Raw genomic sequence first — 15,245 nt, 5'->3', positions numbered from 1 at the left:
CCGGTCGTGGTGACCGGCTAGTCCAGAATGCTCTTGTAGTGCTCCGAGAAGACATCGCGGCCGATGATCAGCCGCATCACTTCGGAGCTTCCAGCCAGGATTCGATTGACGCGCGCGTCGGTAAACATGCGACTGATTGGATATTCATCCATGTAACCTGCGCCGCCGTGCAACTGGACGCCAAGATCGAGCATCTTCCACTCGACCTCCGACGACATCATCTTGGCCTTGGCGCCCATGTTGCTGGTCAGGCGTCCGGCATTGTGCTCGGCCACGCAGTGATCGACATAGACTTGCACGAGATCGATTTCGGCATCCATCTCCGCCATGCGGAACTGGGTGTTCTGCTGTTCGGCAAGCGGCCGGCCAAACAATTTGCGGTCCATCACGTAAGTGCGCGTGATGTCGAACGCCTTGCGGCCATTGGCGATCGATCCGACCGCGGAGATCAACCGCTCCTCGGCAAGGCCTTCCATCAGATAGTAGAAGCCCCTGCCGGGTTCTCCCAGCACGTTGGCCTTGGGCACCTTCACATTGTTGAAGAACAGTTCGGCAGTGTCCTGCGCCGGCATGCCCATCTTCTTGAGATTGCGGCCGCGCTCAAAACCTTCCATGCCACGCTCGACGATCAGGAGCACCATGGCATGCTTCTTCTCGGCGCCCGTGAGCTTGGCCGCCACGATCACCACGTCAGAATTGATGCCGTTGGAAATATAGGTCTTCGAGCCTTGAGCAGGAAATGATCGCCCTTGTCTTCCGCGGTCGACCGCATGCCGGCGAGGTCCGAGCCCGCGCCGGGCTCGGTCATCGCGATGGCCAGGATGGTCTCGCCGTTGACGCATTTCGGCAGGAATCGGTCGCGATGCTCCTCGGTGCCGAAGCGCTTGAAGTAGGATCCGACCAGTCGGCTGTGCAGCGTGTTGAACCAGCCCTTGCAGCCCGAGCGCGCGGTCTCCTCGATGATGATCTGCTCGTAACGGAAGTCCTCGTCGCCCATTCCGCCGTATTTTTCCTCGGGCCAGATCATCAGGAAGCCGAGGTCACCGGCCTTCTTGAACGCGCTGCGGTCGACGATGCCGGCTTCCCGCCACACCTCCATATGGGGCGTGATTTCGCTGGCGAGGAACTTGCGGTAGGAGTCGCGGAAAATGACCTGGTCTTCGGTAAAGCTGCGCATCAATCACCCAATAGCGCTCTCGTGGAAGCCCACCGACGTACGGCGAGGCATCGTAAAACGTTTAGAGCGCCGGTTCTGCTGCAATCAAAACCGACGCCCCGTCATCGAAACAGGCGATGCCCTACTTGCCCTTCCAGTTCGGCGCGCGCTTTTCGGCAAAGGCAGCCGCGCCCTCGCGGGCATCCTCGGATACGAAGACAGGACCGACGATCTCCTGCTGCCTCTTCCACATCTCATCTTCCGGCCAGAGCCGGGATTCGACGATCACCTGCTTGGATGCCTTCACGGCGAGCGGGCCGTTGGCACCGATCGCTGCCGCGAGCTCGACCGCGGCGTCGAGCGCCGGACCGTCGGTCACGCGGTTGATGATGCCGAGCTGATAGGCGCGCTCGGCGCCGAAGAACTCGCCCGTCAATGCGAACTCCATCGCCACACGGAACGGCATCTGGCGCGGCATGCGGATTAGCCCGCCGGCCGCGGCGGCCAGACCGCGCTTCACCTCGGGGATCCCGAACTTGGCGTTGCGGTTGGCGACGATCATGTCGCACGACAGCGCGATCTCCATCCCGCCGGCGAGCGCATAGCCGTCGACAGCCGCGATCAGCGGCTTCTTCGGCGGCGCCTCGGCGAGGCCGGCGAAGCCGCGGCCGGGGATCGACGGCCGCTCGCCTTTCAGGAACCCCTTGAGGTCCATACCCGAGCAGAATGTACCGCCGGCGCCCGTGATGATACCGACGCTCAGGGAATCGTCGGCGTCGAGCCGGTCGATCGCCGCGGCCACGCCCTTGGAGAGGGCGAGGTTGGCCGCGTTCTTGGCTTCCGGCCGGTTCAGGGTGATGATCAGTATCGGTCCGCGGACTTCAGTGAGGACCGGGGTTTCTTCGGACATCGCTTTGGTCTCCTGATCGCTTAACGCGGAGCCATGCGGATGGCGCCGTCGAGACGGACGTCTTCACCGTTGAAGTAGCCATTGGTGATCATGGTCAGCGCCAGATGCGCATATTCCTCCGGCATGCCGAGACGCTTCGGGAACGGCACCGACGCGCTGAGCGCGGCCTTGACGTTTTCCGGGGCGCCCTGCAGCAGCGGGGTGTTGAAGATGCCCGGCAGGATGGTGTTGACGCGGATGCCTTCGGCCATCAGGTCGCGCGCGATCGGCAGGGTCATGCCGACCACGCCGGCCTTCGAGGCAGAATAAGCCGCCTGCCCCATCTGGCCATCCTCGGCCGCGACCGAGGCTGTGTTGACGACCGCACCACGCTCGCCGTGCTCCAGCGGGGACAGCGACAGCATCCCCTGCGCCGACTTGGCGATGCAGCGGAAGGTGCCGACGAGGTTGATCTGGATGATGCGGTTGAAGGCGTCGATCGGAAAGTGTGTGGGCTCGCCGGTCTTCTTGTCGCGGCCCGCGGTCTTCACCGCATTGCCGGTGCCGGCGCAGTTTACCAGGATGCGCTCCTGGCCATGCGCCGCGCGGGCCTTGGCAAAGCCCGCATCGACCTGCTCGTCCGAGGTGACATCGACCTTGCAGAACACACCGCCGATTTCCTTGGCGATTGCTTCACCCTTCTCTTCGTTGAAGTCGAAGATCGCGACTTTCACGCCTTGCGCAGCCAGCGCGCGCGAGGTGGCAGCACCAAGGCCGGAAGCCCCACCGGTGACGACGGCGGCGACCGATGCATCGAGTTTCATGGCAATATCCTTTCGCGATCACATGCGTTCGATGATGATGGCTGGTGCCATGCCGCCGGCGGCACACATGGTGACCAGGCCATAGCGTCCGCCGCTGCGCTCGAGCTCGTCGAGCGCAGTGCCGATCAGGATCGATCCGGTCGCGCCGATCGGATGGCCGAGCGCGATCGAGCCGCCATTGATGTTGACCTTCTCGCGGTCCAGCTCGAGGTCGCGGATAAACTTCTCGGCGACGACCGCGAAGGCCTCGTTGATCTCCCAGACGTCGATGTCGTTCTTGGTCAGGCCGGCCTTGGCGAGTACCTTCTTGGCCGCCGGAACCGGCGCGTTGAGCATCAGGGTCGGATCGTCACCCTGGTTGGCATAGGCCACGATGCGGCCGCGCGGCTTGAGGCCGTGCTTCTCGGCATATGCCTTCGACGTGATCAGCACCGCGGCGGCGCCGTCCACCACGCCCGAGCTGTTGCCGGCATGGTGCACGCCCTTCCACTCGAGGTCCGGATAGCGGCGCTGGATCTGCTTCTTGAACGTCGTGCCGTTGCCGAGGTCGAAATCGGCAAGCTGCTCGAAGCTCGGCTTCAGCGAAGCAAGGCCTTCAGCCGTGGTCTCCGGACGCGGGAATTCTTCACGATTGAGCGCAACGCTGCCGTCGTCGTTGAGGACGGGGATCACCGACTTGGCGAAGCGGCCTTCATCGATGGCCCGCTTGGCGCGCTGCTGGCTCGTCAGCGCCAGGGCATCGCAGGCCTCGCGGCTGATCCCCTCGCGCGTCGCGATGGCGTCGCCGCACACGCCCTGGTGCGACTGCGGGTGAATCTCGTCGAGCGCCGGATTGCCCGAACCCATCATCCGCGCCGGCTGCCCGGCCTTGGAGCGCTCGGCTGCCAAGGTCTGTTGGTAGCTCATCATCTCGGTGCCGCCGGCGATGACGCAATCTTCCATCCCCGACATCACCGACGCTGCCGCGAGGTTCACCGACGTGATGCCGCCGCCGCAGAAACGATCCAGCGTCGTGCCGCTGGCGTTGATATCGTAGCCTGCCGCGAGCGCCGACATGCGTCCGAGATCGCCGCCCTGCTTGCCTTCCTGAGTCGATGTCGACCAGATGATGTCATCGACGGTCGACGTGTCGAGCTTGTTGCGCTCCTTGAGCGCGCCGAGCACCGTCGCGGCCAGATGCTGCGGATGCAGGTGCGACAGCGCCCCCTTGCCCGGCTTGCCGATGCCCCGCGGCGTGCGAACAGCGTCAATGATGTATGCTTCAGACATGCGTTTCCCTTTGCTTCGAATGTATCGTTAGTTGCGCTCGTGCCGGTGGTCCCAGCCGTTTCCGCGAGGCATCAACGGTGTGGCGTCACCGCAAGCGGCTCGGCAATCGAGTTGCGCTGATCTTCGAAGTACCCGAAGCGCGGCACCTGGCGGAGTTGCGGCTCGTCGGCGCAGGCAGGCTTGTCGCAACCCTGCGCAAACAACGGCGCACCGGCCGGGGCGGCGTGGGGACCGAGAGCATATTTCTGCTCTTGCGGCAGATAGATCAGCTGCCCGATCTGGGTAAGCGTCAAGGTGAGACGCGAGACCGTCGATCGCGGAAGACCGCAGCGATCGGCGATTTCGCGATTTCCCAGGCGTATGCTTCGACCTTCGAAGCAACGCACGATGTCGAATGCGCGCGACACCACCTGGATCACGCGCCGGTTGTCCGTGCCGGCGGTCTCTTGCGCCATCAGTACCTCAGATCGACGTCCCATCGTTTACGCCTCACTCCTCATTTTCCATACGGGTGAACGAAGCCCACTCTGCTTCGGGCGGCAGACGCCGATCCGCGACATCACTGCCGGGGCGCGCATCGCTCGCGCGCCCGAACTGATGTGCGGGATTCGGCGGCAGTGATCGGCGGCGTGCACCGCGTGGGCGATTGCAGCGGTGCTGCACGGGTTTTTCCGGGATCGACGGTTTGACGCGATGGCCGGTCGCTCCGGCGTTCGGTCTGCCCGCGGTGATCACACTGACGTTGCGCTCGGCAAAGCGTGCGGCGGGCTCGGCAAGGTCATTCTCAGCCTGTTCGAGGCCGCTGCGCACGGAATGCACGAGCACCTTGTTTTCCAGCCAAGTGAGGCTGCGGCCGCGCGGGGCAAGCAGCTTCGGATGTCTCTGGCCGGCCAGCATCAGGCGGATTCTTTCCCTAGGGTTTTGGACTTTAATTAATTGATTAATTAGTCACGTGATTAAAGTGGGCGCTCTCCCCTGTCAACCGCCCTCGCTGCAGGGCGCCCCGCGCTCAGCCCGCACCTTCACCCCAACGCCTGTCAGCGCAGTGATCGCGGACCTGTCGTGATGAACTTCGTCAGATTCAGACCGCTGCCGAACGGCGATCGAAATTCCGCGCGCGATAGCGGACATGCCCCGACGATTTGCCGGCCGGTGCGAAACGCAGGCGCAAGCAATTGAGGGCGGAGATCAGGAAGCGGCGTGAGGAAGCAGGCGATAGCGGTTGCCGGAACAGACGCGACCGCTGGCCGGGATGACCGTTACGAGGGCGGACTTAAGCTATGAAAGCTTGGTGGGCGCACCAGGGCTCGCGTGCATTGAACCTCCAGTTTGATTTCCTCTTGTCGGAATGGGGTAAGGCAAATTCGAGCGAGCCCGGACCAACTAACGATAAGGCGTCGGGAATTCGAGGCACTGGTCCGCTGCATCGCTAAGCCCACTATTCTCGAAGCCCTCTTTTCTACCTACGGGCAGGCAAACTCGCGAGGTCGCCTCCTGATACCCCGTCAAAGGCCTCCTTTCGCCCGCAATTCCACTGCGAGAGGGTTGGAACCAGTTAGGTGCCGGCCTCGGGAGGCTCGCGTCGCGAAATGTCCGTCGCGGAAGTGCCGAGAAGGTCGGAGCGGATCGCTCGATGTCGTCGGATTCCTCCTCCATCCAATTGAAGCGATCTTTTTGCCATGCCCGGACAAGCTCCGCCTATCGCCGGCTGAGCAGGATGTTGCGGTGCTGCAGATCCTTGATCCTCTCGGGCGCAAAGTCGAGCTGGCCAAGGACGTCTTCATTGTGCTCGCCCTGATAGGCCGGCATGCCGGGCGACGGCAGTTCCGAGCGGCTGAAGATCCAGGGATTGCCCGGCATTCGGACCAATCCGCCGGCCCGGTCATCGACCTCGACCACGGCATTCCACTCCTTGGCCCAATCGGTCTCCACGAACTCGTTGACGGTGCGCACGCGCCCAACCGCGAGCCCGGCTTCACTGACTTGCGCCTGCAACTGCTCGAGATTCTCGAACGTCGTAATCCAGGCGCGGATTTCGGCGAGCAACGGCGCGAGGTTCTGCCGGCGCAGGCTGGCGGTGGCGTAGCGGGCATCGGCCAGCAGATCGCTTCGCCGCATCATCGCGCAGTAGCGCGTGAACATCGGCGAATAGATCGGGCTGGCGGCGATCGTCAGGCGGGTGCCGTCGGACATCTCGAAGATGTGCGACTCATTAGCCGACAGCGCGATAGGCTCGCCGTCGGTGTCGATCCCCGACATCATCGCGCCGGCGCGCTCGTTGACCGACAGCATCGTCGCAGCCATCGACACGTCAACGTGCTGTCCCTCGCCGGTGCGGTTGCGATGCTGGAGCGCGGCGAGCACGGCGATCACGCCCTGCAGCCCGGTATAGACATCGGCATGGCTGCACGAATCGCCGCGTGGCTCCGACAATGCCGGACCGAAATGGTCCTGCACGATCGAGGTCAGGCCGGTCTCGGCCTGCACCGTAGGCGCAAAGGCCGGCCGGTTGCGCCAGGAGGTCGACTGCCCGTAGCCGCTCAGCGAGACATAGATGATGCCGGGGTTGAAGGCTCGGACGTCGTCGTAGCTGAAGCCGAACCGCGCCAAGGTGCCGGGACGGAAATTCTCGACGATGACGTCGGCCCCCCTACACAGGCGGGTGACTATCTCGCGTCCCTCAACATAGTTCAGATCGATGCTGAGATTCCGCTTGCCGGCGTTCTGCTGCACGAAATAGAGACCCATACCACCGACGTAAGGCAGTCCGGCGCGGCCAATGTCGCCGGACGGCGGCTCGATCTTGGTGACCTCGGCGCCGAGGTCACGCAGCGCCTTGGTGCAATGCGGACCGGCCAACACGCGAGTGAAATCGACCACCCGCAATCCCTGAAGAGGCGCAGCCGACATCGTCAGTCTCCCTCGAAGACAGCTGTTGCCGGGCCCGACGCGAAGAAGGCGTCGGCGCCGCGCTGGCGATCCCTGGCCTTCCAGATCATGTCGTTGATCTCGACCTGTCGCGCGTCGGCAGCGGCGACGCCGCCGCGCGCCTGCAGGTTCGCCTGCATCTTGATGCCCGCGATGACCTTGGTCGGGCCGGCGGCGAGCTGTCGGGCCATGGTCATCGATGAAGCGCCCAATTCGGCTTCCGGGACGACGAGGTTGATGATGCCCCAGCGTTCGAACGCCTCGGGAGTGTGACGGCGGCCGAGCATCGCGATCTCCTTGGCCCGCGCGATGCCGGCGCGTTGCGCGATGCGCTGCGTGCCGCCGAGCAGCGGCAGCAACCCGACCGCAACCTCGACCTGGCCGAGGAACGCGGTGTTCGCTGCGATAATCATGTCGCAGGTCAGCGCGAGCTCAAGCCCGCCGCCAAGCACGCCGCCATTGACGGCGGCAACCGTGGGAACCGGTACATCCTCGAGACTACGCCAGATTTTTTCGAGACCGGCCTGATCGGTGTGCAGCTTGGTGCCGATTCCCCAGGACGCCATCTCCGCGCCGGCGCAGAAGTGCCGCATCGAGCTACGCAGCAGGATAGCGCGGCAGCCGGCCGCAACCACCGCGTGGTAGGCGCCGACCACATCGTTGATGAGCTGGTCGTCGAGCAAATTGTGCGGCGGCTTCGCCAGCGTCACCACGCCAACCTTGCCGTCCATCTCGTGAAGTACTGTCGTCATCAGGTTCCCTCCGCTCGATACAAAAGCCGGCCGGCAGCGCTTTCGACGCAGCGTCACGGCGGTCAGACGTCTCCTCGCTGCGGGCCTGCCCGGCGCAGATCCCGCTGTTCTGATGATTTGAATGTCGTCCGTCATAACAAACGTGACAACGTCAAGCTCTGCCAATTATGATGTCGAAGATTGCCAAACGGCCGGAAGAGCCGTTCGTCGGCTTGTCAATCTGTGCCAGCGGGACGTGGAGGAAGTGCCATGAAGCCGATCAAGATCGTGATGCCGATCTCGAGCGACCCCGATGCGCCGACGCAGAGCCTGCTCGGACTCGGCGCGCTGGCCGCCGAGCTGGCGGCGCAGGGCGTGTCGGTTCGGGAGCTGTTTGCACGGACCGGTCTCGATGCCTCCCAGCTCGAGGATCCCCACGCTCGCATCTCGCACCGCCAGCGGCTGGCGATCTACCGCAACGCGATGCGGCTGGCGAAGCGCTCTGATATAGGGTTGCTCGCAGGCGCTCGGCAGCGCATCAGCGATTACGGCATTTACGGCTATGCGCTGGTGTCGAGCCGGACATTCGGCGAAGCGCTGATGTTCTCGCTCGATCACATCACCATGGCCGGGCCGGCGGTCAGGCAGATCAGCTTCCGGATCGAGCACGGGACGACCGCGATCCTTCGCAGCCATGGGCTCGACCCGCTCGGCGAGCTGCTGCCGTTCGCCGCGGAATTCTGGCGCAGCTCGATGACCGCGGTGTTCAGCCGCATCCTCGAGTCGCCATTCCCGAGCAAGCGGATGATCTTTCCTTATCCCGCGCCCGTGCACTGGCGCAACTATGAGCGGATGTTCAATTGCCCGATCGACTTCGGCGCCGATCGCATGGAATGGCATTTCGACGCCAAGGTGCTCGACCTGCCCTGCCCCAACGCGAACCCGATCACCGCGAAGATCTGCCAGCAGCTCTGCGACGTCGTTATGACTGAGCGGCCCGGCGAATCCGAGCTGGTCAGGCGGATCAGAGCCGCATGTCTCAACAGTCCGAACCGATTTGCCGGCGCGCCGGAGATCGCATCGCAGCTCGGGCTGTCGCTACGAACCTTCCACCGCAGGCTGGCGGAGGACGGGCAGTCGTTCCAGTCGATCGTCGACGGGATGCGGCAGTCGATTGCGACGGAGTTGCTCGAGAACACCCATCTGGCAATCGATCAGGTCGCCGAGCGTGTCGGCTTTGCCGACGCTACCAGCTTCCGCAAGGCGTTCAAGAAGTGGACCAACCGCTCGCCGTCGGACTTCCGTCACCCTACAGCGCAGCGGCCAGCAGTGTCGCCAGACGCGTGATCAGCAGCAGCGATAACCCGACCGCCAATGTCAGGAGCTGTCCGAAGCGGAAGTCGTCTGGATCGAGCGCCGCGTTCTGGAGCTGTGCGTAGGTTAGCAGCGATTGACACTCCATATCACCCTCCCGCCATCAGGCATGGTTGTTTCCGGCAATGACGGCGTCCGCCGGCCCGATCCTGCCGACGCATGAGCCGAAGCCGATGCTCGCAAAACCTTCTAGGCTGCAGCGGCCGCGGAAGGTAACCTCGTCGCCGTCCTCGAGGAAGCCGCGGCGCTCGCCGCTCGGAAGCACGGCCGGCCGTGATCCGGCGGCGGTGAACTCGAGCATGCTCGAAAGCTGCGCCGGGCTAGGCCCCGAAATGGTGCCAGTGCCGATCAGGTCGCCCGGCAGCAGATTGCAGCCATTGATGCTGTGATGCGCGATCATCTGCGCCGGGGTCCAATACAGGTATTTGGCATTGGATGTGAGAATCGCCGCGGCGGGCTGGTTCGCGGCGCGCATCTGCGCGGTCGAGAGCAGGACCTCGAGGTGGACATCGAGTCCGCCGTGCGATTGATCGGCCGCGTCGAACAGATAGTCGAGCGGACGCGGATCGCCGTCCGGCCGCGCCAGCGCCGGGACACGGAACGGCGCCAGCGCATCCGACGTGACGACCCACGGTGACACCGAGGTAGCAAAACTCTTGCTGAGGAACGGTCCGAGCGGAAACATCTCCCAGCGCTGGATGTCGCGCGCCGACCAGTCGTTCAGCAGCGAATAGCCGACGATCTGCTGCGATGCTTCGGCGATCGGGACGGGATTGCCGAGCCGGTTGCCGGCAGCGAGGTAGAAGCCCATCTCGAGCTCGAAATCCAGCCGTTCGCACGGGCCAAAGCCCGGCGCTGCGCCCGCCACCGTGGGCGGGCGTTGCCCGAGTGGCCGTCGCACCATCCCGCGCCCCACTTGCACCGACGAGGCACGGCCGTGATAGGCGATGGGCACCCATTTGTAGTTCGCGGGAAGCGGATTTTCCGGCGTCAGCAGCGCGCCCGCCGCCCGCGCATGATAGATGCCGGCGTAGAAGTCCGTGTAGTTCGAGATGCGTGTGGGCAGATGCAGCGTCGCATCCGCGATCGACGTCAGCAATTCGGAGGCGCGGCGCCTGGTGTCATTGGCCGCGCTGCCCTGCCCCAGCAGATCGGCGGCGCGGCGGCGCAGCTCCCGCATCGCCATAGGTCCGAGCGCGAACAGCGCATTGAGCGTGCCTTGCTGGAGCGCCTGGCGGATCGGCGCCGCGAGGTGCTCATCGGAACCGAGCGCTCGCTTCAGGTCGAAGACGAAATCTCCGATCGCGGTGCCGATCCGCGGCTGCGTATCGGCCGCGGTGCTGAAGATACCAAGCGGCAGATTCTGGATCGGGAAGTCGGTCGCGCCGCCGTTTGCCGTCTCGACAAAACTCCGCCGGGCCGGGTCGTGGGTCTCGTCGAGTTGAACTGCGTTGTTCATGCTGTTTTCCAGGTTCCTCGATGTCACGAGGCTGCCGCTGCGAGAGCCGGCCGCTCGCTGGCCAAAGCCGCTCCGATCTCGGATTGGATGAACTGCGCCGCAAACGCCTCGCGTTCGCGCGCAGCGCGCTCGCTGCGATCCGTTACCGAGAACAGCCAGACGAACAGGAAGGCGAGCGGCATCGAGACCAGAGCCGGATTGTCGTAGGGGAACAGCGCCGTCGGAAAGCCGAGGACGGCGATCCAGACCGTCTTGCTCAGCACGACCAGCACGACCGACGCGACGAGGCCCGCGAGACCGCCGGCGACGGCGCCGCGCGTCGTGGTGCCACGCCAGAACATCGCCATCGCCAGCACCGGAAAATTGCAGCTCGCGGCCACCGACAACGCAAGTCCGGCCATGAACGCCACGTTCTGGTTCTCGAAGGCGTAGGCCAGCAGAACCGCAACGACGCCGATGGCCACAGCCGAGACCTTCGAGACCAGCAGTTCGCGCGCTTCGGATGCCTTGCCGCCGGCCAGCACCTGGCCGTAGATGTCATGACTGACGGCGGAGGCGCCGGCGAGCGTCAGGCCGGCGACGACGGCAAGGATGGTCGCGAATGCCACCGCGGAGATGAATCCGAGCAGCAGCGGACCGCCCATCGCGTGGGCGAGATGGATCGACGCCATGTTCGGCCCGCCGACCAGATCGGCGATCTTGTTGAACTGCCCGGATGCCGCGACATTGAAATAGCTCGGATCCGTCATAAGGATCGCTGCGGCGGCAAAGCCCAGCACCGGAATGATCCAGCAGAAATACGCGACGCAGGCCGTCGCATAGAACACCGATTTGCGGGCCGCGGCGGCGTCCTTCACCGTGAAGAACCGCATAAGGATATGCGGCAGGCCGGCGGTGCCGAACACCAGCGCGAGGCCGAGCGAGATGGCGGACACCGGTTCGGCGAACAGTCCGCCGGGGACCAGAATAGCGGCTCCCTTGGGATGGACGTGGCTTGCGGCCTCCAGCAGCCGTCCGAGGCTGAACTCGAAATGCCACAGGGCAGCCAGCGCGAGCAGCGTTCCGCCGCACAGCAGCAGCACCGCCTTGGTGATCTGAACCCAAGTGGTCGCCTGCATGCCGCCCACGATCACATAAAGGATCATCAGCACGCCGACGCCGAGCACGGCGAAGATGTAGTTGATGCCGAAAAGCAGCTGGATCACCTTGCCCGCGCCGATCAGCTGCGCGATCAGGTAGAACAGCACAACGACGAGACTTCCGGTCGCGGCGACGAGCCGGACCGGCGTCCGCTGCAGGCGAAACGCGGCGGCATCCGCGAAGGTGTAGCTGCCCAGATTGCGCATGCGCTCCGACATCAGGAACAGCACTATCGGCCATCCCGTGAGAAAGCCGAGCGCGTAAATGAAGCCGTCGAAGCCGTTGGCGTAGACCAGCGCGGATATGCCGAGAAATGCGGCCGCCGACAGGAAATCGCCAGCGGTCGCCAGACCGTTCTGCGCCGGCGTGATCGCGTGTCCGGCGGTGTAGAAGCCCGCCTTCGATCCGGTGCTGCCGGCCGAGCGCCAGGTGATGACGAGCGTGACGGCGACGATAATCAGGAACATTCCGATCGCGATCCAGTCGGGCCCACGCGCCGCCGCGGCGGGCGCGCCCTGGGCCATCGCCGCGAATGGAAACACCACGCAAAGTGCGATCAGCAGCCATCTGGCGATCATCGGCCGAGCTCCCGATTGACTCTGCGCGCGAGTTCGTCGAAGCGCGTGTTCGAGCGCTGAACATAGAAGGCGGTGAAAGCGATGATCGCCGCAACCATGAGAAGGGCGAGCGCGAAGCCGAGCGGCATCGCGCTGCCGGCGAAACTCGCGCCGAGCGCGGCTTTCGCGGTCGAGATCAGCGCGATGAAGCCGAAGAACATGACTAGCGTCAGGATGGAGAGCCACCATCGCAACCTCGCGCGGCCTGAGACGAGCTCTCTGAACGCGCTATCGGCAAGGATTTTTCGCGTGCGCTCGGGCGACAGTTGTGGCATCCGATTCCTCCCTCAGAGACATTTTCCGACCGTCGCGTCCTTCCGCGTGCGTTGCGCCGCAGGGATTCGGGGCTCAGGGCGTCTCTGTTCCGAGGCTCCGAGCATTAGAATCCGGACCACATCCGGCAAGGTGATATCCTGCCAAACTCCGGGTGATTTCATGCCATGCTGGGTGCGCCGCGATTGTCGCGCCATCGCCTGTCTCGACATCCCGGGACGATGCACAAGCCGGAGAGTCGTAATTCGCCTGTCAGCCGACCTACGGGCCGTCGTCGATGCCTGGGCGGCAAAGCAGGGCGATACTCCGGGCCGCTCTGAGGACGTCCGCCGGCTCATCGAGTTCGAGCTAACTGTATCGCCCACGGCGCTGCGCGCTGAACGGCACAGCCCCAGGGAGCGCGCCCGCGAATTGGCAGGCGACGCAATCCACAAGGTGACCGACAGTACAGCCAGCCAAGACGATCAGGCCAGCCGCAAGCGCAAGCTCATCAAAAGGCCGGAGCGGTTTCACAAGGTACGCCGCGACAGAAATCTAAAATGATCACAGCCTCAAGATCATTGCCCCATAATAGGATCGAAAGCTTGCTTCGCGCGTTGAATTAGTCAGCCCAAATGGGAGGTCAACAATGATTAAAGAGCGAGACCGACGGGCGCCGACGGCTGCGGAACGCGAAGCAAACAAGGCATTCAAAACTGTCAGGCCGAAGGATGCTATGACGGATTACGCCAAAGCGCAAAAAGCGGTCCATGATAATCGAGAGCGCCTAAAGGCCGAACGGCTGGCGCGGGAGGCAGAAGCGGCCAACCGCACAAAAGCAGACTAAGCGTCCCATGTGGATGATCACGGAGGACCAAAGTTTGTGAGGGTGAAATGGCCCTGCACTTCCGCCGAGTCGATACTGAACTGGAGATTTGGATCGCAAGCAGCGACGACTATTCATTCGTCATCAGCAACGAGAGCCGGAGTGGACCTGGATTGCATGGAGAGCCGGGCTTTGTTGCATCATATCGCCCCGACTTTCTGAATATGCCAGCGGCTCACGTATCCGGGTCTCCCTTCAGTTCGTTCGCTGAAGCCGAGCGGGCCTGCAATGCGTTCCTGGGGCGCCTCATTATTAAGGGATGACTACCGTCATCCGCCCGCCGCGGCTATGGCTTCTTCTGCGGCATCGCCGCGGCCGGCCGTTGCAGTCTACGCCGGCAAAGCCATCATCCCTTAATAATCCTTCGTGCCCGAAGCGTTTATCGGCTCGTTCAAAAGAAAGGCTTGCAGAGCAAATCGAAGTTTATCGATTGCGATACTGGTTCCGTAACTGGGCTCAATGCGCACGAGGTCCGTCATATGGGTCCAAGCCGACCTCGGCGGTCCGCTTCGCCTTGGTCGGCTTTCCTCCCGAAGGCGGACATTGCAACCTTCTGCAAAGTTCGGCTTTGGGTCGATTTCGTTGAAAAAGTCGGCAGTTGCGGCGCAGAGATATCAGTGATTCAGTCTGTCTAGTTGGCAGGACTGAAGGCATGATGGGGAACCGGCAAGTCGAACAGGCTGCGTTGTTCTATGAGTTCTCGCTCGAGAAGCATATTCCCGCCGACCACTTGCTCCGGTCGATCGATAGATTTGTCGACCTTGAACAGATTAGGCGGGACTTGGCGCCTTTCTACAGTAGCATCGGCCGGCCTTCGATCGATCCCGAGCTGATGATCCGGATGCTCCTGATCGGTTACTGCTTCGGCATTCGATCGGAGCGGCACCTGTGCGATGAGGTTCATCTCAATTTGGCCTACCGGTGGTTCTGCCGGCTCGGCCTGGATGGGACGGTGCCGGATCACTCGACGTTCTCCAAGAACAGACATGGCCGCTTCCGGGAGAGTGATCTGTTCCGTCGTGTGTTCGAGAGTGTCTTGCGCCGCTGCATCCGGGAGCGGCTGGTCGGTGGGGACGGATTTGCAGTCGATGCGAGCCTGATCAAGGCGGATGCCAACCGGCAGAAGGGGATCGAGGGCGACAAGGGACTACCCCCGGAAGTCGCCGGCCGGGCGATCGATGAGTATCTGTCCGTCCTCGACGATGCCGCTTTCGGAGCAGCGACCGAGGTCACGCCGAAGTTCGTGTCGCCCTCCGACCCGGCGGCGCGCTGGACAGGGGCGCATGGCGGCCAAGCCTTCTTCGCCTACTCGACAAACTACCTGGTCGACATCGAGAACGCGATCATCGTCGATGTCGAGGCGACCACGGCCATCCGGCAGGCGGAGGTGCTGGCGGCCAAGCGCATGATTGAGCGCTCGCGGGAACGGTTCGATCTCTATCCGAGCCGGCTTCTCGGCGACAGCGGCTATGGCTCGGCCGAGATGCTCGGCTGGTTGGTCCACGAGCATGGGATTGAGCCGCACGTTACAGTGTTCGACAAGTCGGCCCGCACGGACGGGATCTTCGCGCGCGACGACTTCACCTATGACCACGCAGGTGACGTCTACCGCTGTCCCGACGGCAAGGTCCTCACCACGACCGGAGCGCTGGTGAACGATGGTGCCACGATGCTTTACCTCGCCAGCAAGCGCGATTGTGATCGATGCGCGCTGAAGTCC

Annotated in this window: 15 protein-coding genes and 1 pseudogene; 3 read left to right on the top strand and 13 right to left on the bottom strand. The window is 63.6% G+C overall.

Annotated elements, in window-relative coordinates:
• Nucleotides 1–17: 17 nt before the first annotated feature.
• The 9 genes and pseudogenes from J6525_RS31340 to J6525_RS31300 form a co-directional block, all read right to left on the bottom strand.
• Complete coding sequence (locus J6525_RS31340) at nucleotides 18–689, bottom strand: acyl-CoA dehydrogenase family protein (RefSeq protein WP_376708578.1); 672 nt, start codon at nucleotides 687–689, stop codon at nucleotides 18–20.
• Nucleotides 683–1,177: an acyl-CoA dehydrogenase family protein gene (locus tag J6525_RS31335; RefSeq protein WP_225647626.1), complete on the bottom strand. Its 495-nt coding sequence runs from the start codon at nucleotides 1,175–1,177 to the stop codon at nucleotides 683–685. The genes J6525_RS31340 and J6525_RS31335 overlap by 7 nt, the downstream gene beginning before the upstream one ends.
• A 121-nt stretch (nucleotides 1,178–1,298) precedes the next feature.
• On the bottom strand, nucleotides 1,299–2,066 hold the full coding sequence (locus J6525_RS31330) for a crotonase/enoyl-CoA hydratase family protein (RefSeq protein ID WP_092083030.1): 768 nt from the start codon (nucleotides 2,064–2,066) through the stop codon (nucleotides 1,299–1,301).
• 20 nt (nucleotides 2,067–2,086) lie between these two features.
• Nucleotides 2,087–2,869: an SDR family NAD(P)-dependent oxidoreductase gene (locus J6525_RS31325; protein ID WP_225647625.1), complete on the bottom strand. Its 783-nt coding sequence runs from the start codon at nucleotides 2,867–2,869 to the stop codon at nucleotides 2,087–2,089.
• A gap of 18 nt (nucleotides 2,870–2,887) precedes the next feature.
• Entirely contained in the window at nucleotides 2,888–4,138 is a 1,251-nt protein-coding gene (locus J6525_RS31320; RefSeq protein WP_076834214.1) for an acetyl-CoA C-acetyltransferase, read from the bottom strand.
• 221 nt (nucleotides 4,139–4,359) lie between these two features.
• Nucleotides 4,360–4,617, bottom strand: a pseudogene (locus J6525_RS31315) (helix-turn-helix domain-containing protein); the annotation flags it as partial.
• Nucleotides 4,618–4,627: 10 nt separating this feature from the next.
• Nucleotides 4,628–5,035 carry a hypothetical protein gene (locus J6525_RS31310; protein WP_092083033.1) on the bottom strand — a complete coding sequence of 136 codons (408 nt, stop codon included), beginning with the start codon at nucleotides 5,033–5,035 and terminating at the stop codon, nucleotides 4,628–4,630.
• 801 nt (nucleotides 5,036–5,836) lie between these two features.
• Complete coding sequence (locus J6525_RS31305; RefSeq protein ID WP_092083034.1) at nucleotides 5,837–7,048, bottom strand: CaiB/BaiF CoA transferase family protein; 1,212 nt, start codon at nucleotides 7,046–7,048, stop codon at nucleotides 5,837–5,839.
• A gap of 2 nt (nucleotides 7,049–7,050) precedes the next feature.
• Nucleotides 7,051–7,818 (bottom strand): enoyl-CoA hydratase/isomerase family protein, encoded by a 768-nt coding sequence (locus J6525_RS31300; RefSeq protein ID WP_092083035.1) that lies wholly within the window; start codon nucleotides 7,816–7,818, stop codon nucleotides 7,051–7,053.
• A gap of 249 nt (nucleotides 7,819–8,067) precedes the next feature.
• Between J6525_RS31300 and J6525_RS31295 the strand changes: the two genes are divergently transcribed.
• Complete coding sequence (locus J6525_RS31295) at nucleotides 8,068–9,144, top strand: AraC family transcriptional regulator (RefSeq protein ID WP_092083036.1); 1,077 nt, start codon at nucleotides 8,068–8,070, stop codon at nucleotides 9,142–9,144.
• Here J6525_RS31295 and J6525_RS31290 read toward each other — a convergent pair.
• The 4 genes from J6525_RS31290 to J6525_RS31275 are packed head-to-tail and all read right to left on the bottom strand — an operon-like array spanning nucleotide 9,107 to nucleotide 12,662.
• Nucleotides 9,107–9,259 carry a hypothetical protein gene (locus J6525_RS31290; protein ID WP_176936898.1) on the bottom strand — a complete coding sequence of 51 codons (153 nt, stop codon included), beginning with the start codon at nucleotides 9,257–9,259 and terminating at the stop codon, nucleotides 9,107–9,109. The genes J6525_RS31295 and J6525_RS31290 overlap by 38 nt on opposite strands.
• A 15-nt stretch (nucleotides 9,260–9,274) precedes the next feature.
• Entirely contained in the window at nucleotides 9,275–10,630 is a 1,356-nt protein-coding gene (gene fahA, locus J6525_RS31285; RefSeq protein ID WP_092083037.1) for a fumarylacetoacetase, read from the bottom strand.
• Between the two features lie 23 nt (nucleotides 10,631–10,653).
• On the bottom strand, nucleotides 10,654–12,348 hold the full coding sequence (actP, locus tag J6525_RS31280; protein WP_092083038.1) for a cation/acetate symporter ActP: 1,695 nt from the start codon (nucleotides 12,346–12,348) through the stop codon (nucleotides 10,654–10,656).
• Nucleotides 12,345–12,662 (bottom strand): DUF485 domain-containing protein, encoded by a 318-nt coding sequence (locus J6525_RS31275; protein WP_083715219.1) that lies wholly within the window; start codon nucleotides 12,660–12,662, stop codon nucleotides 12,345–12,347. Before J6525_RS31275 ends, actP begins: the two co-directional genes overlap by 4 nt.
• Nucleotides 12,663–13,288: 626 nt before the next feature.
• On the opposite strand from J6525_RS31275, the gene J6525_RS31270 reads away from it, so the two are divergent.
• Both J6525_RS31270 and J6525_RS31265 read left to right on the top strand, forming a co-directional pair.
• Nucleotides 13,289–13,486: a hypothetical protein gene (locus J6525_RS31270; protein WP_076834229.1), complete on the top strand. Its 198-nt coding sequence runs from the start codon at nucleotides 13,289–13,291 to the stop codon at nucleotides 13,484–13,486.
• A 691-nt stretch (nucleotides 13,487–14,177) separates the two neighbouring features.
• On the top strand, nucleotides 14,178–15,245 hold a 1,068-nt coding region (locus tag J6525_RS31265), incomplete at its 3' end, for a transposase (protein ID WP_225647624.1).

It is taken from the genome of Bradyrhizobium australafricanum, assembly GCF_020329495.1.
GTDB lineage: Bacteria > Pseudomonadota > Alphaproteobacteria > Rhizobiales > Xanthobacteraceae > Bradyrhizobium > Bradyrhizobium australafricanum.
The sequence above is the reverse complement of the archived record's forward strand: the minus strand, read 5'-3'. Positions and strand labels throughout refer to the sequence as shown.

Coding starts and splice junctions, on each gene's coding strand:
- J6525_RS31305 (WP_092083034.1), bottom strand. CDS start 7,048: ATGTCGGCTGCGCCTCTTCAGGGATTGCGGGTGGTCGATTTCACTCGC.
- J6525_RS31275 (WP_083715219.1), bottom strand. CDS start 12,662: ATGCCACAACTGTCGCCCGAGCGCACGCGAAAAATCCTTGCCGATAGC.
- J6525_RS31330 (WP_092083030.1), bottom strand. CDS start 2,066: ATGTCCGAAGAAACCCCGGTCCTCACTGAAGTCCGCGGACCGATACTG.
- J6525_RS31300 (WP_092083035.1), bottom strand. CDS start 7,818: ATGACGACAGTACTTCACGAGATGGACGGCAAGGTTGGCGTGGTGACG.
- J6525_RS31325 (WP_225647625.1), bottom strand. CDS start 2,869: ATGAAACTCGATGCATCGGTCGCCGCCGTCGTCACCGGTGGGGCTTCC.
- J6525_RS31320 (WP_076834214.1), bottom strand. CDS start 4,138: ATGTCTGAAGCATACATCATTGACGCTGTTCGCACGCCGCGGGGCATC.
- J6525_RS31310 (WP_092083033.1), bottom strand. CDS start 5,035: ATGCTGGCCGGCCAGAGACATCCGAAGCTGCTTGCCCCGCGCGGCCGC.
- fahA (WP_092083037.1), bottom strand. CDS start 10,630: ATGAACAACGCAGTTCAACTCGACGAGACCCACGACCCGGCCCGGCGG.
- J6525_RS31270 (WP_076834229.1), top strand. CDS start 13,289: ATGATTAAAGAGCGAGACCGACGGGCGCCGACGGCTGCGGAACGCGAA.
- J6525_RS31295 (WP_092083036.1), top strand. CDS start 8,068: ATGAAGCCGATCAAGATCGTGATGCCGATCTCGAGCGACCCCGATGCG.
- J6525_RS31335 (WP_225647626.1), bottom strand. CDS start 1,177: ATGCGCAGCTTTACCGAAGACCAGGTCATTTTCCGCGACTCCTACCGC.
- actP (WP_092083038.1), bottom strand. CDS start 12,348: ATGATCGCCAGATGGCTGCTGATCGCACTTTGCGTGGTGTTTCCATTC.
- J6525_RS31290 (WP_176936898.1), bottom strand. CDS start 9,259: ATGGAGTGTCAATCGCTGCTAACCTACGCACAGCTCCAGAACGCGGCG.